Source organism: Streptomyces sp. MJM8645 (genome assembly GCF_001625365.1).
GTDB lineage: Bacteria > Actinomycetota > Actinomycetes > Streptomycetales > Streptomycetaceae > Kitasatospora.
Genome location: NZ_LJJF01000001.1, coordinates 4,097,609 through 4,124,355 on the forward strand (window position 1 = coordinate 4,097,609; position 26,747 = coordinate 4,124,355).

The 26,747-nt window shown below is 74.6% G+C and carries 21 protein-coding genes and 1 tRNA gene; 17 read left to right on the top strand and 5 right to left on the bottom strand.

Annotation, left to right across the window (positions count from 1 at the left end; translation table 11 throughout):
* The first annotated feature begins 139 nt into the window (after positions 1-139).
* From A6F73_RS17675 to A6F73_RS17690, 4 genes are all read left to right on the top strand, one after another.
* Positions 140-739: a type II secretion system F family protein gene (locus A6F73_RS17675; protein WP_159398481.1), complete on the top strand. Its 600-nt coding sequence runs from the start codon at positions 140-142 to the stop codon at positions 737-739.
* 133 nt (positions 740-872) lie between these two features.
* On the top strand, positions 873-1,145 hold the full coding sequence (locus A6F73_RS44380; protein WP_063348693.1) for a DUF4244 domain-containing protein: 273 nt from the start codon (positions 873-875) through the stop codon (positions 1,143-1,145).
* Between the two features lie 277 nt (positions 1,146-1,422).
* A complete protein-coding gene (locus A6F73_RS17685; protein WP_347878542.1) occupies positions 1,423-1,782 on the top strand; it encodes a TadE family type IV pilus minor pilin in 360 nt (119 codons plus the stop codon).
* Positions 1,770-2,270, top strand: coding sequence for an Rv3654c family TadE-like protein (locus tag A6F73_RS17690; RefSeq protein WP_079135778.1), 501 nt, complete (start codon positions 1,770-1,772; stop codon positions 2,268-2,270). The genes A6F73_RS17685 and A6F73_RS17690 overlap by 13 nt, the downstream gene beginning before the upstream one ends.
* On the opposite strand, the gene A6F73_RS17695 is transcribed toward A6F73_RS17690, so the two are convergent.
* Positions 2,265-4,784, bottom strand: coding sequence for a DEAD/DEAH box helicase (locus tag A6F73_RS17695; protein WP_079135779.1), 2,520 nt, complete (start codon positions 4,782-4,784; stop codon positions 2,265-2,267). The two genes, A6F73_RS17690 and A6F73_RS17695, sit on opposite strands and share 6 nt — an antisense overlap.
* A gap of 221 nt (positions 4,785-5,005) precedes the next feature.
* Here A6F73_RS17695 and bldG point away from each other — a divergent pair, with 221 nt between their 5' ends.
* From bldG to A6F73_RS17755, 13 genes are all read left to right on the top strand, one after another.
* Positions 5,006-5,347, top strand: a complete 342-nt coding sequence (gene bldG, locus A6F73_RS17700) for an anti-sigma factor antagonist BldG (protein ID WP_049659132.1) — start codon at positions 5,006-5,008, stop codon at positions 5,345-5,347.
* A gap of 165 nt (positions 5,348-5,512) precedes the next feature.
* Positions 5,513-5,932 (top strand): ATP-binding protein, encoded by a 420-nt coding sequence (locus A6F73_RS17705; protein WP_063348694.1) that lies wholly within the window; start codon positions 5,513-5,515, stop codon positions 5,930-5,932.
* A gap of 204 nt (positions 5,933-6,136) precedes the next feature.
* On the top strand, positions 6,137-6,421 hold the full coding sequence (locus A6F73_RS39400; RefSeq protein ID WP_208869091.1) for a cyclophilin-like family protein: 285 nt from the start codon (positions 6,137-6,139) through the stop codon (positions 6,419-6,421).
* Positions 6,418-7,143, top strand: a complete 726-nt coding sequence (locus A6F73_RS17710; protein WP_063348695.1) for a hypothetical protein — start codon at positions 6,418-6,420, stop codon at positions 7,141-7,143. Before A6F73_RS39400 ends, A6F73_RS17710 begins: the two co-directional genes overlap by 4 nt.
* Positions 7,144-7,337: 194 nt before the next feature.
* Positions 7,338-8,870 carry a methyltransferase gene (locus A6F73_RS17715; RefSeq protein ID WP_063348696.1) on the top strand — a complete coding sequence of 511 codons (1,533 nt, stop codon included), beginning with the start codon at positions 7,338-7,340 and terminating at the stop codon, positions 8,868-8,870.
* 240 nt (positions 8,871-9,110) lie between these two features.
* Positions 9,111-9,569: a DUF3592 domain-containing protein gene (locus A6F73_RS17720; protein ID WP_063348697.1), complete on the top strand. Its 459-nt coding sequence runs from the start codon at positions 9,111-9,113 to the stop codon at positions 9,567-9,569.
* A 390-nt stretch (positions 9,570-9,959) separates the two neighbouring features.
* The gene (topA, locus tag A6F73_RS17725; protein WP_063348698.1) at positions 9,960-12,827 is read left to right on the top strand and encodes a type I DNA topoisomerase; all 2,868 of its coding nucleotides are present in this window, start codon (positions 9,960-9,962) and stop codon (positions 12,825-12,827) included.
* A gap of 228 nt (positions 12,828-13,055) precedes the next feature.
* A complete protein-coding gene (gene tmk, locus A6F73_RS44040) occupies positions 13,056-16,580 on the top strand; it encodes a dTMP kinase (protein WP_063348699.1) in 3,525 nt (1,174 codons plus the stop codon).
* A 227-nt stretch (positions 16,581-16,807) separates the two neighbouring features.
* Positions 16,808-18,019 carry a DNA polymerase III subunit delta' gene (locus tag A6F73_RS17735; protein ID WP_063348700.1) on the top strand — a complete coding sequence of 404 codons (1,212 nt, stop codon included), beginning with the start codon at positions 16,808-16,810 and terminating at the stop codon, positions 18,017-18,019.
* Between the two features lie 312 nt (positions 18,020-18,331).
* Complete coding sequence (locus tag A6F73_RS17740) at positions 18,332-19,465, top strand: hypothetical protein (RefSeq protein ID WP_063348701.1); 1,134 nt, start codon at positions 18,332-18,334, stop codon at positions 19,463-19,465.
* A 137-nt stretch (positions 19,466-19,602) separates the two neighbouring features.
* Positions 19,603-21,273, top strand: coding sequence for an alpha/beta hydrolase (locus tag A6F73_RS17745; protein ID WP_079135780.1), 1,671 nt, complete (start codon positions 19,603-19,605; stop codon positions 21,271-21,273).
* A gap of 84 nt (positions 21,274-21,357) precedes the next feature.
* Positions 21,358-22,023, top strand: a complete 666-nt coding sequence (leuE, locus tag A6F73_RS17750; protein WP_063348703.1) for a leucine efflux protein LeuE — start codon at positions 21,358-21,360, stop codon at positions 22,021-22,023.
* Between the two features lie 82 nt (positions 22,024-22,105).
* A tRNA-Thr gene (locus tag A6F73_RS17755) sits at positions 22,106-22,179 on the top strand.
* Positions 22,180-22,240: 61 nt separating this feature from the next.
* Here A6F73_RS17755 and A6F73_RS17760 read toward each other — a convergent pair.
* From A6F73_RS17760 to A6F73_RS17775, 4 genes are all read right to left on the bottom strand, one after another.
* A complete protein-coding gene (locus tag A6F73_RS17760; protein ID WP_244293423.1) occupies positions 22,241-23,197 on the bottom strand; it encodes a TauD/TfdA family dioxygenase in 957 nt (318 codons plus the stop codon).
* 191 nt (positions 23,198-23,388) lie between these two features.
* Positions 23,389-24,384: a winged helix-turn-helix domain-containing protein gene (locus A6F73_RS17765; protein ID WP_159398482.1), complete on the bottom strand. Its 996-nt coding sequence runs from the start codon at positions 24,382-24,384 to the stop codon at positions 23,389-23,391.
* A gap of 242 nt (positions 24,385-24,626) precedes the next feature.
* Positions 24,627-25,304 carry a response regulator transcription factor gene (locus A6F73_RS17770; protein ID WP_063348706.1) on the bottom strand — a complete coding sequence of 226 codons (678 nt, stop codon included), beginning with the start codon at positions 25,302-25,304 and terminating at the stop codon, positions 24,627-24,629.
* Positions 25,301-26,554, bottom strand: a complete 1,254-nt coding sequence (locus A6F73_RS17775) for a histidine kinase (RefSeq protein ID WP_063348707.1) — start codon at positions 26,552-26,554, stop codon at positions 25,301-25,303. The genes A6F73_RS17770 and A6F73_RS17775 overlap by 4 nt, the downstream gene beginning before the upstream one ends.
* Between the last annotated feature and the right edge of the window lie 193 nt (positions 26,555-26,747).

Sequence of the window (26,747 nt, forward strand, 5' to 3'; positions counted from 1 at the left end):
GGGGCCGGTGATGGTGGCCGGTGTGGTGCTGGTGCGCGGGTGGGCGCGACAACGGCGTTTGTTCGGGCGGGTGTTGGTGCGGGTGCCGCCGGCATCTGGCGGTCGTGGTCGTGGTCGTGGTGGCGGGCGTTGGCGGCCTGTGGCCCTGGCCGTGGGTGCCGGGGCCGGCGCGACGGTGTTGCTCGGTGGCGCCGTCGGGGTGGTCGTCGGGGCGCTGCTGGCGGCGGGCGTGCACCGGTGGTCGGCCCGGGTACGGTCCCCGACGGAGCGGCGGGCGGTCCTGGAGGAGGAGCTGCTGACCAGGCAACTCCCGCTGAGTGCCGAGCTGTTGGCGGCCTGCCTCGGTTCGGCGGCCTCACCCTCGGCCGCGGTGTCGGCGGTCGGCCGGAGCGTGGGGGTACCGATGGGGCCCCGGCTGGTCGCGATCGGTGCCGAACTGGCCCTGGGCGCACCGCCGGAACTGTGCTGGAGCCGTCTGGGCGAGCAGCACCCGTCGCTGGCCCCGCTGGCCCGCTGCCTGGTCCGGACGAGCCTCGGCGGGGCTCCGGCGGCCGGGCCCTTGATCGGGCTCGCGCAGGGGCGGCGGACGGCGGCGGCCCGGGCGGCCCAAGCCCGGGTCCGCCGGGCGGGGGTGCTCGCCACCGCTCCGCTCGGGCTCTGCTTCCTCCCGGCCTTCGTCCTGATCGGCGTGGTGCCGGTCGTCATCGGCCTCACCACCCGCTTCGCCCAGGGCGGGTGAACGCGGGGCCGCGCCAAGCGGATCGGCGGCGGAGCCGTGGGCAGCGGCGTCGGCGGCAGCCGCGTAGGAGGCATCGGGGACATCGGTATGGCGGGACATCGGTATTTCGGAATTTCGGAGACAGGAGAGATTCATGACCGCAGTGATCGCAACGAGGCCCGGCAGCGGGCGCGCGCTCCGTCAGGCGCCCGGGGTGTGGCGGCGCAGGAGCCGCTGGGCGGCCCGCCGGATGCGCGGGATGGCCCGGAGCCGGGGCCGGTCGGACGCCGGGATGACCACGGCGGAATACGCCGTCGGCACCTTGGCCGCGTGTGCCCTCGCGGCCGGGCTGTACAAGGTGGTGACCAGCGCGACCATCATGGGGGCGTTGACCGATTCACTGGAACGGGCGCTTCATGCGACCTAGCGACCGTCCACGAACTCCCGCCTGCGCGGCGGCGTTGGGGAACGCGTCTCGTCGCGTTGCCGTCGGCCGGCAGGCGTCCCCCGGCCTTCGGCCGGGAGGTGCCCCCTCCGCTGCCGTTCGGTGCGCGCACCCCGACACCGCCGCGCACCGCCTCCGGGCGGATGGCAGGAGGCCGAAGGCTTGCCCTGGCCTGGCGGCGGCACGTGGTGGCGGGCGGGCGCGGTCGCTGCGGCCGGGCCGTCGCGGCGATGCGGGCTTCGTCACGGCGGAGACCGCGGTGGCCCTGCCGGCGCTCGTCCTGCTCGCGGCGATGCTGATCTGGGGCGTACTGGCGGCGGCCGCGCAGATCCGCTGTGTGGACGCGGCCCGGGTCGGGGCCAGGGCGGCTGCACGCGGGGAGACGGACGCCGCCGAACTCGCCCGCGCGGCCGCGCCGCCGGGAGCTCAGGTGCGGGTGGCGATGGCGGCGGAGGTGGTGCGGGTGGAGGTGGACGCGCCGTGCGGGGCGCCGGGCAGGCTCGGCGGGCTGCTCGCGGTACGGCTGGGCGCGACCGCGGTGGCGGCGCGGGAGGACACCCTCGTGGGGGTCACGGGAGGAGCGGGAATCGCGGGAGGTGGTGGTTCATGGCCGACCTGACCGGGGTGCGGTCGGGGGCGCGGCGGTGGGCGAGGACTCGTACCGCCCGGGCGGCCGCCGTCGGCGGGCGCGGGCCGGACGCCGGTTCGGCGACGGTCTGGCTGCTCGCCCTGGCGATGCTCGGCACGGCGGTCTTCGCCGGGACGATCGCGGTCGGAGCGGTGGTCGCCGCGCGGCACCGGGCCGAGTCGGCCGCCGACCTGGCGGCGCTCGCGGCCGCGGACCGGCTGCTGCTGGACCCGGACGGCGGGTGCGGGCGGGCCGAGGGGATCGCCGCCGCGCAGGGCGCCGGTCTGGTGTCCTGCACGGTGGACCGGACGGGGGACGCCGTCGAGGTGGTGGCCGAGGTGACGGTCGGTGGGCTGCCGGCGCGTCTGCCGGTCGGCCCGGCGCGGGCGAGGGCGCGGGCCGGGCCGGTGCGGGCCGCGGTCACCGCCGCCGAGGACGGCCTCGGCGGGCCGACCGGCGGATCGGCGGCGGGCTCATGAGCCGGTCGGCGGCCCACCGTCCGCGCTCGGCTCGGGCTTCGCCCCGGAGTCCTTCTCGGGGTCCGTCTCGTGGTCCGTTTCGGAGCTCGCTGAGGGGTCCGCTGAAGGGCCTGTTGAGGAGTCTGCTGAGGGAGCCGCCGCTCCAGGGTCCACTGAGGGGTCCGCCGTCGTGGAGCCTGCCGTCCTGGCGCCTGCCGTCGTGGGGGCGCCGGCCAGCAGGACGTCCAGCAGTTGGACGGCTGCGGCCTTGTCCAGCGGCTCGTTCCCGTTGCCGCACTTGGGTGACTGGACGCAGGACGGGCAGCCGCGCTCGCACTCGCAGGAGGCGATCGCCTCGCGCGTGGCCGTCAGCCACTCGACGGCCCGCTGGAAGCCGCGTTCGGCGAAGCCGGCCCCGCCCGGGTGGCCGTCGTAGACGAACACGGTGGGCAGTTCGGTGTCGGGGTGCAGCGGGACGGAGACGCCGCCGATGTCCCAGCGGTCGCAGGTGGCGAACAGCGGCAGCAGGCCGATCGAGGCGTGTTCGGCGGCGTGGGCGGCGCCGGGCAGCTGGTCGAGCGGAAGGTCCGCGTCCAGCAGCTGGTCCTCGGTGACGGACCACCAGACCGCGCGGGTGCGCAGCGTGCGGGGCGGCAGGTCGAGCTTGCTCTCGCCCATGATCTCCCCGGTGGAGATCCGCTTCCGGAGGTAGCCGACCACCTGGTTGACCACCTCCACCGAACCGAAGCTGAGCCGGCCCTCGCCCCAGGGAACGGTGGTGTCGGTGTCGAGCACGGAGATGGAGGTGATGTCGCGGGCGGCCGTGGTGTACGGCGGGTCGGCCGGCTCGACCAGGGCGACCGAGTTCTCCAGGTCGAGTTCCCGGACCAGGAAGGTGCGGCCCTGGTGCAGGTGGACGGCCCCGGTGTGGACGGTGGTGTGGGCGGCCGCGGCGTCCACCGTGCCGAGCAGGCGACCGGTGTCGGCCTCGACGATCTGTACCGGGCTGCCGCCGCTGCCCCGCAGGTCGACGGCGTCGGCCGCGCGTTCGCGGCGGGTCCAGTACCAGGAGCCGTCGCTGCGCCGGCGCAGCAGGCCGCGCCGTTCCAGGACGGGCAGCAGCGGTGCGGTGGAGGGGCCGAACAGCTCCAGGTCGGCGTCGGTGAGCGGGAGTTCGGCGGCTGCCGCGCACAGGTGCGGCGCGAGCACGTGGGGGTTGTCCGGATCGAGCACGGTGGCTTCGACGGGCGCCGCGAACAGCGCCTCCGGGTGGTGCACCAGGTAGGTGTCCAGCGGGTCGTCCCGGGCGATCAGGACGGCCAGTGCGCCCTGGGCCTCGCGGCCCGCCCGCCCGGCCTGCTGCCAGAGCGAGGCCCGGGTGCCGGGGTAGCCGGCCATCAGGACGGCGTCGAGGCCGGAGACGTCGACGCCGAGTTCGAGAGCGGAGGTGGAGGCGAGTCCGAGCAGCCGGCCGGTGTGCAGCGCGCGTTCCAGGGCCCGGCGTTCGTCGGCGAGGTAGCCGCCGCGGTAGGCGGCCACCCGGTCGGCGAGCGGTCGGCCGAGCTGGTCCTGGGTCTGGAGGGCGACGAGTTCGGCGGCCCGGCGGGAGCGGACGAAGACGACGGTGCGGGTCTGGCGCTCGACCAGGTCGGTCAGCAGGTGCGCGGCCTCGGCGGTGGCCGTGCGGCGGACGGGCGCGCCGTGTTCGCCGACGTTCTCGGTCAGCGGCGGCTCCCAGAGGCCGAAGACCATCGGTCCGCGCGGCGAGGCGTCCTCGGTGACCGCCTGGGCGGGCAGGCCGGTCAGGCGCTCGGCGGTGGCGGCCGGGTCGGCGGTGGTGGCGGAGGCGAGCAGGAAGGTGGGTGACGAACCGTATCGGGCGCAGATGCGGCGCAGCCGCCGGAGCACCTGGGCGACGTGCGAGCCGAACACGCCCCGGTAGCTGTGGCACTCGTCGACGACCACGTAGCGCAGCACCTTGAGGAAGGAGGCCCAGCGGGCGTGGGCGGGCAGGATGCCGCGGTGCAGCATGTCCGGGTTGGTGAGCACGTACGAGGCGTACTGGCGGACCCACTCGCGTTCCTCGGGCGGGGTGTCGCCGTCGTAGAGGGCGGGTCGGACCCGGGGCGGGGCGAGTTCGGCGGCCCGGCGGCGCTGGTCGGCGGCGAGCGCCTTGGTCGGGGCGAGGTAGAGCGCGGTGGCGCCGCGGCCGTTGCGGGCCTCGGTGCCGTCCAGCAGGTCGCTGAGGACCGGGGCCAGGTAGCCGAGCGACTTGCCCGAGGCGGTGCCTGTGGCGATCACCACAGTCTGACCGCTTTTGGCCAGATTCATCGCTTCTGCCTGGTGCGCCCAGGGCTGCTCCACGCCGACGGCGAGGGCGGCGGCCACGATCTCGGGCCGGATCGACTCGGGCCACGGCGCATAACGCGCAGGTCGGGCGGGAAGGTGCTCCGTATGGGTGAGCCGGTCGGACCGCCCCCGGCTGGTGGACAGGGTCGTGAGCAGTGCCTCGGGCAGGCTGTGTCGGGGCGGCATGAGGACCCAGTGTGTCACCGGCGTGACGGAGAATCGTCGTAAGCCATCGTGCGGGCATGGTCGCAGGTGGTTGAATGTGGCCGTGACGGCCGGATGGCCGTGGGTCGCAGCGCCGAGGCTTGCCACGTGTGGCTGGGCGCGCCCGGGCTCGCGACCATGCGGTGGCGGCCGGCCGGCCGAGGATCGCACATGACGTAGCAAGGCAAGGTGCTGGAGGTTCCGTGGACCTGTCCCTGTCGACCCGTTCAGTCGGCGATCGTACGGTCGTCGAGGTTGGCGGCGAGATCGATGTGTACACCGCCCCGAAGCTGCGGGAGCAGCTGGTCGAGCTCGTCAACGACGGCAAGTACCACCTCGTCGTCGACATGGAAGGCGTTGACTTCCTCGACTCGACCGGCCTCGGTGTGCTGGTGGGCGGTCTGAAGCGGGTGCGTGCCCACGAGGGCTCGCTGCGCCTGGTCTGCAACCAGGAGCGCATCCTGAAGATTTTCCGCATCACCGGCCTGACCAAGGTCTTCCCGATCCACACCTCGGTGGACGACGCGGTCAACGCGACCGACTGACGCGGCCGGGCCGGCCCGTGCCCGTGGAGGCCGGCCCGTTCGTTCCAAGCGTCCGGGATGCCGGGGCCTGCGGGCCCCGGTGCTTCCCGGCCGCCCCGGGGCCGGTTCCGCCGGCCCGCAGGGGCCGCATCGTCGGCCCTGGTCGGAGCACCCCGAAGGGGAGAGATGGCAACCGTCGAACTTCGATTCAGTGCGCTTCCGGAGCACGTGCGAACGGCCCGGCTGGTCGCCGCGGCTGTCGCGAGACGGGCCGGGGTCGACGAGTCGGTGCTCGACGAGGTACGGCTCGCGGTCGGTGAGGCCTGCTCCCGTGCGGTCGGCCTGCACCAGCGCGGCGGCATCGGTGGCACGGTCCGGGTCGCGTTGACCGACCAGGAGAAGCGTTTCCTCATCGAGGTCGAGGACGAGGCCGGCCCCGCCGCCGTCCCGGCCCCCGGCGCCGCCGAGGGGGCGGACCCGGACGAGGACACCCTCGGCCTCGCCGTGATCACCGGTCTGGTCGAGGACCTTGAGGTCACCAACGGCACGGACGGCGGCCTGATCCGGATGAGCTGGCCGGTCTCGGTCGAGTCCGTGGTGGTCTGAGGGCCCGGCCTTCGGCGTGCCTCGTGTGCCCGGGGTGGTCCGGGCGTCGGCCCGGTCCTCTGGGACGCGTTGAAACGTTGTTGAATCTGGCGGTTCGCTGCTTCCGGCACGATCGGGTCCGATCGGTGATCGGACCCGTCGCGACAAGGAAGCCCCTGCGGATTCGCATTCTGTGGCTGGGCGCAGGCAGGACAGGCCGCCGCCATGCTGGAGGCCGCACCCACCACCGAGGCGCTCCGGGTCGAGCTGCCGATCAGCTCCTCGGTGAGCACCTGGGGCGAAGAGGTCTACTTCGGCACGCCGGTCGGCGTGCCGCGTGCCGTCCGGCCCGGCGATCCGATCCGCCCGATCCGTGTCGAGCGCGCCCGAGCGGGGCCGGGCACTCGGTGGGGGCACCGGAGGTCCGGGAACCGGTCGGCAGGCGGCGGACATCGGCCGTGTAGGTTCGACGACCGAAGACGACCGAAACCGAAAGGCTCCTCCCGGTGAACAAGCGACTGCTGGCCGTACCCGTCCTCGGCGCGCTGCTCGCGTTCGGCGCCGTCGGCTGCGGCGGCGACGACAACGGCAAGCAGCTGGAGTCCTGGGCGTCGAACGTCTGTGGCTCGGCCAAGGACCCGATCGTCCAGGCGCAGGCCGCGCTCGCCGACACCGCCCAGGTGAAGACCGGCGAGACCCCGACCGAGCTGCAGAAGCGGCTCTCGACGGACATCGGGCGGCTGGCCAAGACCAACCAGGACATCGCGGCGGCCATCACCGCGGCCGGGGTGCCCAAGGTGAAGGACGGCGAGAACCTGCAGAAGGACGCCGTCGCCGAGTTGACCAAGGCGGCCGACGGCTATCAGGACATCCAGAAGAAGCTGGACGCCGTGACCAACACCGACCAGTCGAAGTTCGCGGACGGCCTGCGCAGCATCTCGGACCAGATCCAGCAGTTGGCCTCGCTGTCCACGCAGGCGCAGGGCAAGCTGCAGCGCGGCGACCTCGGCGCGGCCATGGCCAAGCAGGACGGCTGCAAGCCCGCCGCCGCGGCCCCGGGCGGCGCGTCCGCCACCCCGAGCGCCGGGGCGCCCGGCGGGACGCCCGCGCCCGGCGCGACGGACGGCGCGAGCCCGTCGACCACCCCCTCCGCGGGCACCGACACCACCCCGGCGAGCCCGCCCGCCGCCCCGCCGACCACCCCGACCACCCCCGTGCCCAGCGCGAGCTGAGCCCGCCCGCCGCCCCGCCGACCACCCCGACCACCCCCGTGCCCAGCGCGAGCTGAGCCCGGGGCCGTCGGGCCGGCCGCCCCGGCGCCGGTCCGGAGGGTGCCCGACCCTGCCCCCGACCCGCCCCCGAAGACGGCCCCCGACCCGCCCCGGACCCGGCGGCCGCCCGGTCCGGGGCGGGGGACAATGGCGGGGTGATCAGTAGCCCCGTTCTCGACCAGACCCGCCTCGCCAAGTTGCGTGAGGCGCTGCTCGCCGCCTCGTTCACCGCCGATGGCTGCCTCGACCTGCTCGGGCCCACCGGCTATGCGGCGTTGGCCCGTAGCGAGGCCGTGCCGGCGCTCCGGGCGACCAGGGGCGGCAGCCCGCTGGAGACGCTGGTCCGGCTGTTCCTGCTCCAGCAGCCGGTGCCGTACCGGGTGGCCGCGGCCGCGCTGCCGGTCGAGGACTGCCTGGCCGACGGCTGGCTGCGCTCCGACGGTGAGCTGGTGCGGGCGACGGTGGACGTCCGGCCGTACGCCAACGAGGTGGCCGGGATGGACAGTTCGGACGCCTGGGTGGTGTCCGACCTGGGCTGCGCGGTGGGTGGCGCGGGCGGTATCGGATCCGGCGAGACCGCGCACGGGGTGGCCCGCAAGGACCTGGTGCTCGGGGTCGGCGGCGCGTCGACGACGCTGGCCAACATCACCGTGCGCCGTCCGGTCCGGTCCGCGCTGGACCTCGGTTCGGGTTCCGGTGTGCAGGCGCTGCACGCGGCCCGGCACGCCGGGCAGGTGACCACCACCGACCTGAACCCCCGCGCGCTGCGCTTCTCCGAGCTGACCCTGGCGCTGTCCGGTTTCGAGCGGCGGGAGGCACTCACCGGCAGCCTCTTCGAGCCGGTCGGGGAGCGCCGGTTCGACCTGATCGTCTCCAACCCGCCGTTCGTGATCTCGCCGACCGGCCGGTTCACCTACCGCGACGGCGGCATGGCCGGCGACGACCTGTGCCGCAGCCTGGTCCGCTCGGCCGCCGACCACCTGGAGCCGGGCGGCTACTGCCAGTTGCTCGCCAACTGGCAGCACGTCAAGGGCGAGGACTGGCACGAGCGGCTGGCCGGCTGGGTGGCGGGCACCGGACTGGACGCCTGGATCGTCCAGCGGGAGGTCCAGGACGTCGCCCAGTACGCCGAGTTGTGGCTGCGGGACGGCGGCGATCACCGCGGTCCGGGCGGCGACTACCAGGCCCGGTACGGCGAGTGGCTGGACGCCTTCGAGGCGGGCCGGGTCGAGGGCATCGGCATGGGCTGGATCACCCTGCGGGCGAGCGGCGCGGAGCGCCCGACCGTCCGGGTGGAGGAGTGGCCGCACCCGGTGGAGCAGCCGCTGGGCCCGCACATCGAGGAGTGGTTCGACCGGCAGGACTTCCTGCGTTCGCACGACGACGCGGGCCTGCTCGCGACCCGTTACGTGCTGGCCGACGAGGTGGTCCAGGAGCAGGTCGGCGAGCCGGGCGCGGAGGACCCGGAGCACGTGATCCTGCGTCACAACCGGGGCATGCGGCGGGCCACCAAGGTGGACACGGTGGGTGCCGGTTTCGTCGGGGTCTGTGACGGTTCGCTGTCGGCGGGCGAGATCGTGGACGCCATCGCGCAGTTGCTCGGCGAGGACCGGGTGGTCCTGCGGGACCGGGTGCCCGAGTCGCTGCGGCTGCTGACCGAGCAGGGGTTCATCCGCCCGGCAGGCTGACCCGGTTCACCTGGCGCGGCGCGCCTGACCCGCGGGGCACCCGGCGCGGCGTCCTCGGGGTGATGCACCCGGGCGCGGCGCCCTCGGTGCGGCGCCCCTGGCGGGGGCGGTCGGCGCCGGTTCACCTTCCCGTACTCCCCGGTTCGTCCGGCGGTCTCCGGTCGGCCGCCGCGCGTTGGCCCCCTGCTGTGAGGCTCTGTCCACAGGCTGTGGACAGAGCTGGGGAGCCGGGGGCCAGGGGTGGACACGACGACGGCGACGGTGGGCGGGCTGGTGCTCGCCCTCTTCGGTGGCGTGCTGCTGCTCTGGTGCGCCGCCGAGGTGCGCCTGCGCCACCGGATGCGCCGCTCGGGGGCGTCGGCGGTGGCCACGGTCGTGGCCGAGGACGAGGCGCACGGCCAGCTCGACAGCGCCCCGCTGCTCTCCTTCTCCGTCCTGCCCCCGGCCGAAGGTGCCGGAGCTGGCCGGATCGCCGAGCTGGTGCTCACCCGTCCGCGCGGACACACCCCGCTGCGCCGTCCGGACCGCTTCACTCCGGGTGCCCCGGTGCGGATCTGCTACGACCCGCGCCGCCCGAGCCGGGTGGTGCTGGCGGCCGGGGAGGTCCGCCGGGCCGCCGTCGCCGACCTGCTGTGGAGCGTGCTCGGCATGGGTTGTCTGGCGGCGGGTGCCGGGCTGCTCGTGGCGGTCAACGGCTGAATCCTGGGCGTACGCCCGACCCCGGTCGGGCTCGCCGGGAACCGGTGGCCGGCGCTCTGCGGAGGCCCCGCTGCGGCCCTCCGTGGGGCCGTCGATATTCCGTTGACAGATTTTGAAATCCGTCATTCCATCCTCCGGAACCCGCCGAACCCCCCCTCCACGGGGCGCGAACCTCTGTCATCGGGTTACCGTTCGAGTGGCGTCGGTGAGCCCGGCAAAGTGAAAACGCGGGATCCTTCCGTTTGACAAGAGTGGCCGGGGTACGGTCACACTCCGCTGGTGGGGTCGTCGTACAGCGGCAGCCCCGGGGCGGTGGAGGGGTCGGGCGGAGCGCAGCCCGTGCTGCCGGCGCCGACCAGCCCAGATAAGGACCGGGAGAGAAGAGCGAAGGTGTCCCCGAGCAGCGAGACCGCGCACGGACAGCGACTCGTCATTGTCGAGTCGCCGGCCAAGGCGAAGACGATCAAGGGCTACCTGGGCCCCGGCTACATCGTCGAGGCGAGCGTCGGGCACATCCGCGACCTCCCCAGTACCGCGGCGGAGGTCCCGGACAAGTACACCGGCGAGGTGCGCCGCCTCGGGGTGGACGTCGACCACGACTTCGCCCCCATCTACGTGGTCAACGCGGACAAGAAGTCCCAGGTCAGCAAGTTGAAGTCGCTGCTCGCGGAGTCCGACGAGCTCTTCCTCGCCACCGATGAGGACCGCGAGGGCGAGGCCATCGCGTGGCACCTCCAGCAGGTGCTCAAGCCCAAGGTGCCGGTGCACCGGATGGTCTTCCACGAGATCACCAAGACGGCGATCCAGGAGGCGGTGGCCAACCCGCGCGAGCTCAACCAGCGCCTGGTCGACGCCCAGGAGACCCGCCGAATCCTCGACCGCCTCTACGGCTTCGAGGTCTCGCCGGTGCTGTGGAAGAAGGTCATGCCGAAGCTCTCGGCGGGCCGGGTGCAGTCCGTCGCGACCCGGCTGGTGGTCGAGCGCGAGCGCGAGCGGATCGCCTTCCGCACCGCCTCGTACTGGGACCTGGTCGGCACCTTCGGTACCGGCCGCACCCCGGCCGACGCGGCCAACCCGGAGACCCTCGGCGCCCGCCTGTCCTCGGTGGACGGCAAGCGGATCGCCACCGGCCGCGACTTCGGCTCGGACGGTCGGCTGAAGGCCGGCAGCGCCAACACGCTGCACCTGGACGAGCAGGCCGCCCGGCAGCTGGCCGCCGCCCTGGAGCAGACCGCGTTCAGCGTCCGCAGCGTCGAGTCCAAGCCCTACCGCCGCTCGCCGTACGCGCCGTTCCGCACCACCACGCTCCAGCAGGAGGCCAGCCGCAAGCTGGGCTTCGGCGCCAAGCGGACCATGCAGGTGGCCCAGAAGCTGTACGAGAACGGCTTCATCACCTATATGCGCACCGACTCCACCACGCTGTCGGAGACCGCGATCTCCGCCGCCCGCGCGCAGGTCACCCAGCTGTACGGGGCCGACTACCTGCCGGACGCCCCGCGCACCTACGCCAGCAAGGTCAAGAACGCGCAGGAGGCGCACGAGGCCGTCCGCCCCTCCGGCGACCGCTTCCGCACCCCCGCCGAGACCGGCCTGACCGGTGACGACTTCCGGCTCTACGAGCTGATCTGGATGCGCACCGTCGCCTCCCAGATGAAGGACGCGGTCGGCCAGTCGGTGACCGTCAAGGTCGGCGGCGCGTCCGCGGACGGCCGTGACGTCGAGTTCTCCGCCTCCGGCAAGATCATCACCTTCCACGGCTTCCTCAAGGCCTACGTCGAGGGCGCGGACGACCCGAACGCCGAGCTGGACGACCGTGAGCGCCGGCTGCCGCAGGTCGTCGAGGGCGACCCGCTGGCCGCCGAGCAGCTCACCCCCGAGGGCCACGCCACCAAGCCGCCGGCCCGCTACACCGAGGCCTCGCTGGTCAAGGAGCTGGAGGACCGGGAGATCGGTCGCCCCTCCACCTACGCGTCGATCATCGACACGATCATCCAGCGCCGGTACGTGTTCAAGAAGGGGACGGCGCTCGTCCCGTCCTTCCTCTCCTTCGCCGTGGTCAACCTCCTGGAGAAGCACTTCGGCCGGCTGGTCGACTACGACTTCACCGCCAAGATGGAGGACGACCTCGACCGGATCGCGGCCGGCGAGGCCAAGTCCGTGCCGTGGCTGAAGCGCTTCTACTTCGGCGAGGGCGACGGCCACGCGACCGGCGGCGCCGCCGAGGCCGGCAACGGCGACGGCGACCACCTGGGCGGCCTGAAGGAACTGGTCACCGACCTCGGCGCGATCGACGCCCGGGAGATCAGCTCGTTCCGGATCAGCGACGACATCACCCTGCGGGTCGGCCGCTACGGCCCGTACGTCGAGCGCGCCTCCGACGTCGAGGGCGAGCCCGGCCAGCGCGCCGACATCCCCGACGAGCTGCCGCCGGACGAGCTCACCGTCGAGCTGGCCGAGGAACTGCTGGCCAAGCCCAGCGGCGACTTCGAGCTCGGCCCGGACCCGGTCAGCGGCAACATGCTGGTCGCCAAGGACGGCCGCTACGGCCCCTACGTGACCGAGATCCTGCCCGAGGGCACGCCCAAGACCGGCAAGAACGCGGTCAAGCCGCGCACCGCCTCGCTGCTGAAGACGATGTCGTTGGACGCCGTCACCCTGGAGGACGCGCTGCGGCTGCTCTCGCTGCCGCGCGTGGTCGGCGCCGACGCCGAGGGCGTGGAGATCACCGCGCAGAACGGCCGCTACGGCCCGTACCTCAAGCGCGGCACCGACTCCCGCTCGCTCACCGACGAGGAGCAGATGTTCACGGTCACCCTGGAGGAGGCCCTGGCCATCTACGCCCAGCCCAAGCAGCGCGGCCGGGCCGCCGCCGCCCCGCCGCTCAAGGAGCTGGGCACCGACCCGGTCAGCGAGCGTCCCGTCGTGGTCAAGGACGGCCGCTTCGGACCGTACGTGACCGATGGTGAGACCAACGCCACGCTCCGCAAGGACGACGAGGTCGAGACCATCACGCCGGAGCGCGGCTACGAGCTGCTCGCCGAGAAGCGGGCGCGCGGGCCGGTGAAGAAGACGGCGAAGAAGGCCCCGGCGAAGAAGGCCCCGGCCAAGAAGGCGACGGCGACCAAGACCGCGGCCACCAAGACCGCGGCCGCGAAGAAGACCGCCGCCAAGAAGACCGCGACGAAGGCGACCGCGGCGAAGAAGACGGCGGCCAAGAAGACCGCCGTCGGGAAGGCCGCGGCCACCGACGAGGGCTGATCTCCTCCGGATCCTCCGGCAGGGGGCTCCGTCGGTGCCGCTGCCGGCGCCTTCGCCGGCGCCTCCGCCAGTGCCCCGCCAGTGCTTACGGGCCCGCGACCCCACCCCGGGGACGCGGGCCCGAGGCCGGTCGGACGGTGTGCGCGGAACGTCACAACCCGGTGATGAGCGGGATCCGGAACCCCGTTCATCTCATTCCGGTCAACCCCAGCCCGCTACGCTGACCGTATGACGAGCGAGGAGCAGCCCACCCCCAGCGCCGCCCCGGCCGCCCGCGACGCCACGTCCGGGCTGCCCGAGGTCGCGCCAGCCGGGACCCCGGTCGACCGGGCTCGCGCGCTGCTGCGGACGCGCCCCTACCGGCGCCTGTGGACCACCCAGCTGATCGGCGGCACCGCCGACCGGCTCGGCCTGCTGGTGCTGCTCGCGCTCACCGTGATCGCCGTCGCCCTCGGCGGCCAGTTCGGCGCCTTGCCGCGCAGCCTCGCCTTCGCCGTCACGGCGGTCCTCGCCGTCCGGCTGGCGGCCACCGGGCTGGTCGGCGTCGCGCTGCTCGGACCGGTGCACCGGCTGGTCGCCGGCCGGCTGGACCGGCGCTGGACGCTGTTCGGCGCCGACGCGCTGTGCGCCCTGTTGATCGGCCTCGCCCCCTGGTGGACCGTCTGGCTGGGCTCCGGCCCGAAGCCCTCCGGCGCCGCCGCCTACGTCCTGCTCGCCACCGTGTTCGTCACCGGTGCCGCCGAGCGGGTCCGGGGGATCGCCAAGGACGCCGCCGTCCCCGGCCTGCTGCCGCCCGCCGATCCGTACGCCCCCGCCGCCGAGCAGCGGCCCGCCGCCGCCCACCTGGACACCGTCCGGAGCATCGACCGCTTCACCGGCTGGGCCACCCTGCCGCTCGCGGCCGCCGGCCTGGTCGCCCTCACCCTGCTGAACAACATCGGCGCCGCTCTCGGCTCGGACTGGCTCCGGGCCCACCAGGTCACCTTCGCCGCGCTCGGCGCGGCCGGCCTGTTCGCCGCCTCGGCCGCCCGCGACTACCTCCAGCAGCTGCCCGTCGGCCCGGTGGCCGTCGCCCCGCACTCGCCGCTGCAGGGCCTGCGCGCCCCCACCGACGCCACGCCCGGCCCCGCGCTGAGCAAGGGCCGCACCGGCAGCGCCCCGTACTTCACCTTCGCCGTCGCCGCCGGGTACGCCTCGATGGCCGGCGTCGCCGCGCTCGCGCTGCTCACCGCCGCCGAGCACCGGGCCGGGCCGATCGGCTACGGCCTGCTGGTCCTCGCCGCCACCGCGGCGCCCGCCCTCGGCTCCCGGCTCACCCGGGCCACGCTGCCCGCGCTCTCCCGCCGCCGCCTGCTCGCGCTGGCGCTGCTCACCGAGGGTGTGGCGCTGATCCTGGCCGGGCTGGTGCTGGACTTCGTCCTCGTCCTGGCCCTCATCGTGCTGGCCGGCCTCACCGCCGGGATCGTCGTCTCCGCCGGGCGCACCCTGCTCGGCCAGGAGGTCGAGGAGGCCCGGCTGCCGAAGGTCACCGAGCACCTGTACGCGGTGCTGCGGGTCGTGGTCGGCGCCGCGCTGGTCGTCGTCCCGCTGATCGCCGCGGCGTACGGGGACGTCGAGTACGGCACGGTCGAGCCGGGCTCGTTCACCTTCATCCACGGCGGTGCGGCCCTGGCCGTCGCCACCTCGGGGCTGCTCACGCTGGTCCTCGCCGCCGTCGTCCTGCTGCGGACCGACGACCGGCGCGGCACCGCGCCCTTCGGCCGGGACCTGGTCGACGCGGTGCGCGGCGCCGTCGGCCCGGCCCCGCGCCAGGGCGCCGGTACCGGCTTCTTCATCGCCCTGGAGGGCGGCGACGGCGCCGGCAAGTCCACCCAGGCCCAGGCGCTCGCCGAGTGGATCCGCGGCAAGGGGCACGAGGTCGTGCTCACCCGCGAGCCCGGCGGCAGCCCGGTCGGCCAGCGGCTGCGCGGCCTCGTCCTGGACGTCGGCAACACCGGCCTGTCGCACCGCGCCGAGGCGCTGATCTACGCCGCCGACCGGGCCGAGCACGTCGAGAACGTCATCCGGCCGGCCCTCGCCCGCGGCGCCGTGGTGATCACCGACCGGTACATGGACTCCTCCATCGCCTACCAGGGCGCCGGACGCGACCTGGCCGCCACCGAGGTCGCCCGGATCTCCCGCTGGGCGACCGGCGGGCTGCTGCCCGACCTGACCGTCGTCCTGGACGTCGACCCGACCAGGGCCCGGGAGCGCTTCACCGAGGCGCTCGACCGGCTGGAGTCCGAGCCCACCGAGTTCCACCAGCGGGTCCGGGCCGGCTTCCTCGCCCTCGCGGCCGCCGACCCGGCGCGCTACCTGGTCGTCGACGGCAGCCAGGCCCCCGGCTTCGTCACCACCGCCATCCGGCACCGGCTCGACCGCGAGCTGCCGCTCTCCGAGCAGGAGAAGGACGCCCGCGCCGAGCAGGAGCGGCTCGCCCGCGAAGAGGCCGAGCGCCGCGCCGCCGAGGAGGCCCGCAAGAAGGCCGAGGCCGAGGCCGCCGAGCGCAAGCGGCAGGAAGTGCTGGCGCAGCTGCGCGCCGAACAGGCCGAGCAGGAGCGGCTGGCCAAGGAGGAGGCCGAACGGGCCGCCGCCGAGGCCCGGCGCAAGGCCGAGGAGGAGGCCCGCCGCCGGGCGGAGGAGGAAGCCCGCCGCCGCGCCGAGGAGGAGGCCAAGCGGAAGGCCGAGGAGGACGCCCGGCTGGCCGCAGAGGCCGCCGAGCGCAAGCGCCTCGCCGACGAGGCGGCCGCCCAGGCGGAGCTGCAGCGGCAGCGGGAGCTCCAGCGCGAGGAGCAGCGCCGCCGGGCGGAGGAGGCGCTGCAGCGGGCCGAGGAGGCCCGGCTGGCGCAGGCCGCCGCGCTCGCGGCCGCGGCTGCGGCGGCGCAGACGGCGGCGGATCGGGCGGCGGCGGGTACGGCCGGTCTGGCGGGCTCGGCTGGTTCGGCCTCGGGCTCGGCTGCTGGTCAGGCTGCCGGTCCGGCCGCTGGTTCGGTTCCCGGGGATGCCGTGACCACCGAGCTGCGGGCCGTCCGGGACGTCCCGGGGGCGGGGCCCGTGGGCACTCCCGGGCCCGGCGGCACCGACGAGGCGACGCGGGAGCTGTCGCTGCGGGACAGCCAGGCGGCCGTCCGGGCGGCGGAGGCCGCCGACGCGACCGCCCAGCTGCCGGTCGTCCCGCCGACCGCCGTGGACGAGACGGCCGTGCTGCCGAAGGTCACGGAGGAGGCGGACCGGACCGCGGTGCTGCCGCGGATCGAGCCGGGGCGTCCGGCGCCGGGGCGTTCTGTCCCAGAGCGTTCTGTGTCGGAGCGTCCGGCACCGGGCCGGGTGGAGCCGGGCCGTACCGAGGCGGGCCGTACCGAGGACCGGGTGCCGCCGGGGCTGTGGCGCGAGGAGCCGGTGGACAGCACCCGCGAACTGCCGGTGGTCGGCGACGAGCCGCAGCCCGCCGACGAGTCGCAGGCCACCGCCGAGCGACCCCGGCCGGAGTGGGCCGAGGAGACGCCGATGGACGACCTGCCGAGCCTCACCGACACCCTGCTCGGCTCGCGTGACGAGTGGGCGCGCTGGAATCACGGCGGCCCGGCCCCGCAGGACCCGCGTGGCGGCCAGGACCGGCCCGCCCCCGGGGGCGACCAGGGCGGGGTCGGCGAGGGCGGGGTCGGCGAGGGCGGCGGCAAGGGCAAGGGCCGTCGCTGGGGCCGTCGGGGCTGACCTCGGGCGTGCGGCGGTACGGACGACGGTAGGACAGCGGTACGGACGACGGGCGGCGTCGTCGGGGTGGAGAGCCCCGGCGGCGCCGCCCGTCGCCTTCGGCGGTGGGGCGCCTCCTTTCGGTGGTGGGCACTCCGGAGGGCGCCGTGGCTGTCGGAGCGGACACGTATGCTCGACGGCGGGGAAGAGGCGCCGGGAGCGCTGCCGTACTGAGCTTGGGAGCAGCAGTGGCCGTCTGGGACGACCTGGTGGGCCAGGAGCGGGTGGTCGAGCAGCTGACCGCCGCCGCCCGGTCGGCCGGGGCGACGATCGCGGCCGGCCGCGGAGCCGGCCCGCAGCCGGGCGGGAACGCCTCCCTGATGACGCACGCCTGGCTGTTCACCGGCCCGCCCGGGGCCGGGCAGGTCACCGCCGCGCGCGCGTTCGCCGCGGCCCTCCAGTGCACCAGCCCGGACCTCGCGCTCGGCGGTACGCCCGGCTGCGGGTTCTGCGACGGCTGCCACACCGTGCTGGCCGGCAGCCACGCCGACGTCAAGTACGTCCGGACCGACGGCCTGTCCATCGGCGTCGGCGACATGCGCGAGCTCGTGCTGCGCGCCTCCAGCTACCCGACCGGCGGCCGCTGGTCGGTCATCCTGGTCGACGCCGCCCACCGGCTCACCGAGGCCGCCGCGAACGCGCTGCTCAAGGGCGTGGAGGAGCCCTCCCCGCGCACCGTCTGGCTGCTCTGCGCCCCCTCCGTCCAGGACGTGCTGCCGACCATCCGCTCGCGCTGCCGCCTGCTCGTCCTGCGCACGCCCGCCGCCGAGGCCGTCGCCGACATGCTGGTCCGCCGCGACGGCGTCGACCCGGAGACGGCCCGGCTGGCCGCACTCGCCGGGCAGGGCGACGTCGAGCGCGCGCGCCGCCTCGCCGTCGACGACCAGGCCCGCACCCGCCGCGCCGAGGTGCTGCGGATCCCGCTGGAGGTCGGCGACATCGGCGGCTGCCTGGCCGCCGCCCAGCGTCTCGTCGACACCGCCAAGGCCGACGCCGAGGCGCTCGCCGAGACCCAGGACGCCAAGGAGACCGACGACCTGAAGGCCGCCTACGGCGCCGCCGAGGGCAGCAAGGCGCCGCGCGGCATGGCCGGGGCGGTCAAGGAGCTGGAGAAGCGGCAGAAGAGCCGGGCCACCCGCACCCGCCGGGAGACCCTCGGCGTCGCGCTGCTCGACCTGCTCGGCTTCTACCGGGACGTGCTCGCGCTCCAGCTCGGCTCCAGAGGCACCCTCGCCAACGAGGACCAGCGGCAGGCCCTGAACCGGGTCGCGCAGGACGGCCCGCCGGAGGGCACGCTGCGCCGGATCGAGGCGGTGCTCGCCTGCCGGCAGGCGCTGGACCGCAACGTGGACCCGCTGCTCGCCGTCGAGGCGATGACGGTGGCGCTGCGCGCGGGCTGAGCTGCGTTGCCGGGCCGTGGGCCGTCGGGCCGCTGGTCCGTCGGTCTGTCGGTCCGCCGGGCCCTTGGGCCGCTGGGCCGCTGGGCCGTTCGGGGTGGGACCGTCGGGCCGGGTGCCCGGCGTAGGCCTCCCGGAGCCGTCCCGTTGTCCCACCTTCGAGTGAACGATCGATACGCGCCGGGCACACCCGCGTGCGACCGTCCGCCCGTTGTGCACGCTGGGGGCCGACTGTGCCCCGGTGCCGGGGCCGTCGCCCCCGTACGGCACCGGGTCCCGTCCGGCGCCGGCCCTCCTCCCGAGGCGGTGCGTCCCATGGTTCGTTCGCTCCTCGTCATCCCCCTGCTGATGGCCGCGCTGGGCGGGATCTGGCTGGCCCGCGGCGCGCTCCAGCGCTGGCGCGACCTGCGCGCCGCCGCGACCTACGAACTGGCCGGTGAACGCTGGCCGATGCTGGTGCGGGCGGCCGGAGCGATGATCTGCGGGGTCTGCGTCACCGCGCTGACGCTGCTCACGGCGCTCGGGGCGTTCGGCGGCCTGACCCCCCGCGGCCAGGAATCGGACCGGGCCGAGTCGATGGTCGGCGCGGCGGGTGCGGGCCCGGGCGGGGGACCGGCGGTCCGGCAGCAGCCGGCGCCGCCCGTCGTGGCGGAGCCGGCCGCGGCCTCCGGCGCCCCGTCGGCCGCCGTGAGCCACTTCGACGGCGTCGGCCAGCCGGGCGGCGGCGAACTGCTGCAGTCCGCCGTGCCCGGCCCGGACGGGCAGCCGCGCACCGTCCGGGTCTGGCTGCCGCCGCAGTACGCCAAGGAGCCGAACGCGCGTTTCCCGGTGGTCGTGATGCAGGCGGCCACCCCGCGCAAGACCGCCGACGCCGAGGTCCCGGACGTCTTCGAGGGCCTCACCGCGGCCCTGCAGACCGGCCGTGCCCGCCCCTTCATCCTGGTCGCCCCCGAGGCGCCGAACGGCACCGCGCACCCCTGCGACCTGGTCGCCGCCGCGCCGGCCGCCGTCGCCGACGACGAGACGCTGCGCGCCGCCATCGCCGCCTCGTTCCGCATCCTGGCGCCCGGCCCGGCCTCCTGGGGCACCCTCGGTGTCGAGGGCGGTGCGCCGTGCGCGGCCGCCGCCGGGCTGTCCCGCCCCGATCTGTACGGCGCGGCCGCCGCGGTGTCCGGCCGCTACGACGCCGCCGCGCTCACCCAGGCCGGCGCCGAGGCCCCGGCCGGCAGCGCGGCGAAGCTCCTGCTGGCCGCCGCCAAGGCCGACACGGCCGGGCTGGACACGGCCCGCAAGCTCCAGGCCGCGCTCCAGGCCGGGGCCGGACCGGCGGCCAAGGCCGAGGTGAAGATCTCCGACAACGTGCAGGACTACACCCCCGACCGGGAGCGGATGCGGCTCGTCCGGCAGGCGGCGCAGTACCTGGCCGACGCGCTGGCCAAGGCGTCCTGACCCGGTGTGGACGGGGCGTCGCCGCCCGGTGCCCGTGGCGGGTGCCGGGCGGCGCGCTGTGGTGCAATGCGAGGCGGGTCGCCGGGCGACGACCCTGGGTGACGATCGAGAGGGCTCGGATGATCGCGAGGGGTCGGATGAGGGCCACCGGGCGGGTACTGGCCGCGGCGCTCGCCGTCGGGCTGCTGGCGGGCGGGTGCGGTGCGGGTTCGTCGGGTTCGTCGGGTTCGTCGAGCTCGTTGGGTTCAGAGGGTTCAGACGGCTCAGCGGGCTCAGCGGGTTCGTCCGGGGCGGGGGGCGCCGGGTCGTCCACCCCGGCCCCGCCCGGGGTCACGCCGCTGGAGCCGCTGCCCGCCGCCGTCCCGGCCGGGCTGGCCCCGTACTACGCGCAGCGGCTCGGCTGGCAGTCGTGCGACGGCGGGTTCGAGTGCACCGCCTTCCGGGTGCCGCTGGACTACGACCGCCCCGGCGACGGCGACCTCACCCTGGTGGCGGCCCGCGCCACCGCCGTCCCAGCGGGCTCGGGTTCGGGTTCGGGTTCCGCGGAGGGGGCCGGGGGCGGCCGGCTCGGCTCGCTGCTGCTCAACCCCGGCGGGCCCGGCGGCTCGGCGGTCGAGTACCTGGAGGCCGCCGCCCGGACGTACGACAGCGGCGTGCGCGCCCGGTACGACCTGGTCGGCCTCGACCCGCGCGGAGTCGGCCGCAGCAACCCGGTCACCTGCCTGAGCGGCGACCGGATGGACGCCTACACCGCCGTCGACCTCACCCCCGGCGACCAGCACGGAATCGACGCGCTGATCGCCGCCGACAAGGAGTTCGCCGAGGGCTGCCGGCAGCGCGCCGGGGCGGCGCTCGGCCACCTCGGCACCGTCGAGGCCGCCCGCGACATGGACGTGCTGCGCGCCCTGCTCGGCGACGAGCGGCTGAACTACGTCGGCAAGTCCTACGGCACCTTCCTCGGCGCCACCTACGCCGGGCTCTTCCCCGGCCGGGTCGGGCGGCTGGTGCTGGACGGCGCGGTGGACCCGTCGCTCGACTCGGTCACCGGCAACCGCACCCAGGCCGGCGGCTTCGAGACCGCCTGGGCCGCCTTCGCCAAGGACTGCGCCAAGCACGAGGACTGCCCGCTCGGCCGCACCGAACAGCAGATCGGCGATCAGCTCACCGCCCTGCTCGCCACCGTCCAGGCCCACCCGCTGACCAGCACCGACCGCGGCCGCCGACTCACCGCGGCCCAGGCGACCACCGGCGTCATCCAGGCCATGTACGCCGACTTCCTCTGGCCCAAGCTGCGCACCGCGCTCACCGACGCCAAGGCCGGCGACGGCACCAGCCTGCTGAGGCTCTCCGACTCCTACTACGGGCGCGAGGCGGACGGCTCGTACCCCAACCTGATGTTCGCCAACACGGCGGTGAACTGCCTCGACCTGCCCGCCCCGTTCGCCGGGCCGGAGGACGTCCAGCGGGCCGTGCCGGACTTCGAACAGGCCTCGCCGCACTTCGGCCGCGACATGGCGTGGATGGCGCTGGCCTGCACCTACTGGCCGGTCCGGGCCACCGGCACGGCGCACACCATCCGGGCCGCCGGCGCCGCCCCCATCGTCGTCGTCGGCACCACCCGCGACCCGGCCACCCCGTACGCGTGGGCCCAGGCGCTGGCCGGGCAACTGGAGTCCGGACGCCTGCTCACCTACGACGGGGACGGCCACACCGCGTACGGGCACCACGACGCCTGCGTGGACGGCGTGGTCAACCGCTACCTGCTGGCGGGCGAGGCACCGGAGCCGGGCAAGCGCTGCGCCCGGTAGGCGGGATGGTTTCCGCTTCAACCGACCGCCGGTGCGACGTTACGATGAGCGCCCCCCGCCCTCATCCCCTCCCCGGAGCGCACCGTGCTCGGAGTCAACGACCTGGCGACGTACGTCCTCGGCGCCCTCGTCATCGTCCTACTGCCCGGCCCCAACTCCCTGTACGTGCTGTCCGTCGCCGCCCGCAAGGGCATCCGGACCGGCTACCAGGCCGCCGCCGGCGTCTTCGTCGGCGACCTCACCCTGATCAGCCTCACCTCGCTGGGCGCCGCCTCCCTCCTCAAGGCCAACCCGGCCGTCTTCGCCGTGGTCAAGCTCGGCGGCGCCGCCTACCTGCTCTGGATCGGCTACGGCATGCTCCGCGCCGCCCGCCAGCTCTGGCGCGAACGCCGGACCGCCGACAACCCCGACAACCCCGCCGCCACCGCCGAACCGGCCGCCGAACCCGTCGAGCGCCCGTTCCGCCGCGCCCTGGTGATCAGCCTGCTGAACCCGAAGGCGATCCTCTTCCTGCTCTCCTTCTTCACCCAGTTCGTCGACCCGGCCTACGGTCAGCCGGCCCTCTCCTTCGGCCTGCTCGGCGGCATCCTCCAGACCTTCAGCGTGCTCTACCTCTCCCTGCTGATCTTCGCCGGCACCACCCTCGCCGCCACCTTCCGCCGCCGCAGGCGCCTCTCCGCCACCCTCACCAGCGGCGTCGCCGTCCTCTTCGCCGGCTTCGCCGCCAAACTCGCCGTCTCCTCCGCCTGACCCCCACCCCCGCCAACCGGGTGTGGATCACCCGCGAAACCTGTGTAGACTGGCCCGCGTTGCCACCACGCGTGACAACGGCGCCGCCTTAGCTCAGCTGGCCAGAGCAACGCACTCGTAATGCGTAGGTCGCGGGTTCGAATCCCGCAGGCGGCTCTGTAGAAGCCCCAGGACTCACTCGCCGTGACCTGGGGCTTTTGCGTGCGTGGGGTGGGGGTCAGGGGGTGGGCCAGTCGGCCCAGGCGGCGGAGGTCATGGTGACCAGGACGGTGCGGTCGCCCGTGTAGGGGGCTCGGCCGTGGCTGGCGAGGATGTTGTCGACGACCATGACGTCGCCCTGTGCCCAGTCGGGGGCGAGGGTGGTGCGGTCGAAGGCGGCGTGGATCTCGGCCAGGGTGTCGGCGTCGATGGGGCTGCCGTCGCCGAAGTAGGCGTTGCGCGGCAGGTTCTGTTCGGGGAAGACGGCGAGGAGCGCCTCGGTGGTCCTCGCGGGCAGCGAGCCGATGTGGAAGAGGTGGGCCTGGTTGAACCAGACGGTCTCGCCGGTCACCGGGTGCCGGGTGAGCGCCGGGCGGACCTGGCTGGTGCGCAGCAGGTCACCCTCCCACTCCCAGGCGATGCCGTTGTCGCGGCAGTAGGCCTCGATGTGCCTGCGGTCCTCGGTCTGGAAGGCTTCCTGCCAGGAGAGGCCGATGCCGTCGTGGTAGGCACGGGTGTAGCGCACGCCGAGGGCGGAGAACTTCTCGACCAGCTCGGCCGGGAGTCCGGTGAGGACGGTGCGGCTGTCCGCGACCGGGGTCTGGCCGCCGGTGCTCGGGGTGCGGGTGGCGAGGAAGAAGAGGTGGTCCGGCCAGCGCGAGGAGTAGGAGCTCTCGTTGTGCTGGGGGATGCGCTGGTCGGCCGGGTACTCGGTGGAGGTGTAGACGCTGCCGGCGACCCGCGAGCGCGGAGTGGAGCGCTCGGTGTACTCCAGGGCGCCGCCGCCGAGGACGGCGGCCACCCCGGCCAGCTCGTCGGTGGAGGCGACTGCGGCGCCGACGAGTCTCAGCGAGCCGTGGCGCAGGGTCAGTCGGCGTAGTTCGGGGCGGTGGGCGAGCAGCCACTCGCCGCGCTCCGCCCGGTCGGGAACGGTGGCGACGGGCTGCACCGTCCCGCTCTCTTCGAGGAAGGACACTTCAAGGTCCGTACGCGATCTCGTCACGGCGGCTTCACCTCGTCTGTGCGGTGGTGGCGGGGATCGGGAACGCCATCATCTTCGCGGCGTGGCCGCCGCCGGGGACAGGCGATTAAGAGAGGCCCGAAAACGTCTGGCGAACGCGGGGCCGGGGCCGCGCCGGGGCCGGGGCCCCGGCGGTGGGCCGAGGGCTACCGGCCGGCCAGGACGGACCTGCCGTGGGGCGCGTTCCGGTGCGGCGCCGTGCCCGGGGGGTGGGCCAGGAGGCGGGTGCCGCCGTTCAGCAGGGAACGGCCCAGGGGCGTCACGGTGTGCAGGACGAGGTTGCGGGTGCGACGGGTGGCGATCAGGCCAGCCGCCCGCAGGACCGAGGTGTGCTGGCTGACGGCGGCGTTGGACACGCCGACGCGGTCGGCGAGTTCGCCGTTGGTGCTGCCGTTGAGCAGGGCCTCCAGCAGAGCGGCCCGGGTCTTGCCGACGAGGCTGGCGAGGGCCTCGCCCTGGGCGGAGTCGAGCGGCCGCTCGGCCTCGCGGGCGCCGAGCACGGCGTCCCCGCGGGAGTCCGGGCGGATCGGGAAGACCAGGGCCGGGGCCGGTTCGGCCTTGACCACGGTGGCGTGCGGCGGGACCACGGCGGGCGCGGTCAGGAACAGCGACGGCGTGATGAGCAGGCCGCGGCCGCTGAGCTCGATGGTCTGGTCCCGGTCGTCCTCGACCTCCAGAACCGGTGCCCGCCAGTGGACGCGCGGGTGCAGGGCCTGGAGCAGCGTCTCCACCCCGGAGGCGCTCATGATCTGCCGGTAGGCGTCGGTGTCGCGGACCAGCCGGGCGTGGATGGCCTGCCAGTACGGGAGGACGGCGATCGTGCCGAACTCCTGGACCAGGCCGTCCGGTCCGGAGGAGAGGTCCTCACCGGCGGTTCGTGTCGGAAGTCGCGGTAACGGGTCGGACGGATCGTCCACCTGCGGCGGCGGAGCGCCGAGCAGATCCCAGATGGTCCGTCCGGAAAGGTCGAAGCGGTGTATCAGGCGTTGGAGCTCTTCTCGGCTCCGTACGCTGTTGGTGACTGTCTGATGCCATCTTCGGAAGTAACCACCCGAGTTCTTCGACCAGTTGTCCAAGGCGAACGCCGCCTCGGCCTCGGCTGTCGGTGGTCCGGCGACCCGGACGCGGACGAGATCCTCCATGGAAAAGACGATGCGGCTCACGAACGTGTTTTCCCTTCCCCCGAAGAGAACTTGGCCACGCGGACGTTCGGCCGAAGCTCCCCCTATTCGACTGGGGGCAATCATCGCCGTTCGCCGGCGCGCCGGGGTATCCCCCGTTCGGGAGATCCGCAGGGGCGGGCCGAGGAGTCGCACACGGTGACAGGAAGGGTGGGGGCGGTGGAGGTGCGGCGAACAGGGGGTGTTCCACCCGGGTTTCGTCCCTATTCCCCACCCCGCTGCATGGTGCCGCCCTCCCAGGCCCAGGCGGCGATCTCGACCCGGTTGCGCACCTTCAACTTCGTCTGGACACTGGCCAGATGGGATTTGACGGTGGAGAGGGAGATGGCCAGCGTCTCGCCGATCTCCTGGTTGGTGCGGCCGCGGGCGACCAGCCGTGCCACGTCGAGTTCCCGGTCGGTCAGGACGGTCGGGGAGAGCGTCGTCGCGGCGGCCTGGGCCGCTCCGGGCCCGGCGGCGGAGAGCCGCTTGAGCAGCCGCACGGTGACGGCGGGGGAGACCATCGCGTCGCCGGCGGCGACCGCGCGGACCGCCTCGATCAGCAGGGTCGATCCGCTGTCCTTGAGCAGGAAGCCCTGGGCGCCGCCGCGCAGCGCGCCGTAGACGTACTCGTCCAGGTCGAAGGTGGTGACCACGACCACCCGCAGCGGGTCGCTCACCCCGGGGCCGGCCAGCAGCCGGGTGACCTGCAGGCCGTTCAACCGGGGCATGCTGATGTCGACCAGGCAGACGTCGGGCCTCAGCCGGCGGGCGAGTTCGACGCAGGTGGCGCCGTCGGCGGCCTCGCCGAGCACCTCGATGTCGGGCTGGCTGTCGAGGATCAGCCGGAAGCCGGTGCGGACCATGTCCTGGTCGTCCGCGATGAGCACCTTGATGGTCATGCCGGCATCCTCCGAGTGCTGGGGTCCGTGTTCCTCACGGGGAGCAGGGCCGTCAGTTCCCATCCTCCCGTATCGTCCGGGCGCTCGGTGAGCGTTCCTCCGACCGCCCGGACGCGCTCCTGGAGCCCGAGGAGGCCGAGGTCCTGCTGTCCGAGGTGGGGGACACGCAGACCCTTGCGGGGCGTTCCCCCGCGTGGCGGTCCGTTGCGCACGGTGGCCTCCAGGGTGGACGGGCCGAGGCCTATCCGTACGGTGACCCCGGTGGCGTCCGGGGCGTGCCGGCGCACGTTGCTCAGGCCCTCGGTGATCACCCGGTGCGCGGTGGTGACGATCTCGGGCGCGAGCCGGGCGGTGAGCGCGGCCTCGTCCAGCTGCAGGTCCACCGGAGTGCCGCCCCGGCGGAAGGACTCCACCATGACGGGTATGTGCGCGATGCCCTGCCCCGAGAGCGGCGAGGCGGCGGCCAGGTCGGTTCCCTCGCGCAGCATGGCGACCAACTGCCGCATCGATTCCAGGGATTCGCTGCCGGCCTGCTCGATGTCGTCGAAGATCGGGACGACTTCCTGCGGCGCGGTCTGCCAGATCGCCCGGCCGGCTTGAGCCAGCACGATGATGCCGGTGACGTGGTGGGCGACGAAGTCGTTGAGGTCGTTGGCGAGGTCGATCAGTTCGTCGCGGCGAACCTGTTCCACGGCCTGGAGCCGGCGGGTGTCGGCCGCGCGCAGGTAGCAGCCGAGGGCGATCGCGGCGCCGGCGACGATGGCCAGCAGCATGACGGTCAGCACTGTCCCGGAGGCGCTGCGGGAGACCCGTGCGGCCAGCCCCAGTAGGGCGGTCACCAGGGCGGTGCAGGTGCCGAGGACGGCGGCGCGGGCGCGGATGTGCCGGGCGGTGGTGATCAGCAGGAGGCTCAGCGCGAGCAGCTCCATCAGCCCGGGGGAGTCCTGCTCGGTGCCGCGGACGAAGCCCACGGCGGACCAGATCAGCGACCAGAGCGCGGCCGCCCCGGCGCGCAGCTCGGGCCGGCCGCGTGGGCCGAACAGCACCAGGGCGGCCGGGACCAGCCCGGCGAGCGGCAGCAGCGGTCCGGCGGTGTCCAGACTCATGGCAAGGTCCAGCAGCCACAGCACGCCGAACCCGACCGCCAGGGCGGCCCGGGCGGCGCGCGGCAGGGTGGACACCGGCGTCGCCGGGGACGCCTCGTCCGGGGCCGGGTGGGCGAGGAGGTCTCGGAGGCTGGGGAGCCGCACGGGCCGGCCTTTCGGGTCGGTGGAGTCGGACGGTCGATCAGGGAACGGGAGGTCGGAAGGTCGCGGGGGAGCGGGGCGGGTGAGGCGGGTCGGGCGGTCGGCGCCGTCGGCTGGACGGGGATGGCCGGAGCGGCGCCCGGACGGGGGTGCCGGGCGCCGCTCGGGGCCTGGCGCCGGGGGGCCGGGGCCTGTC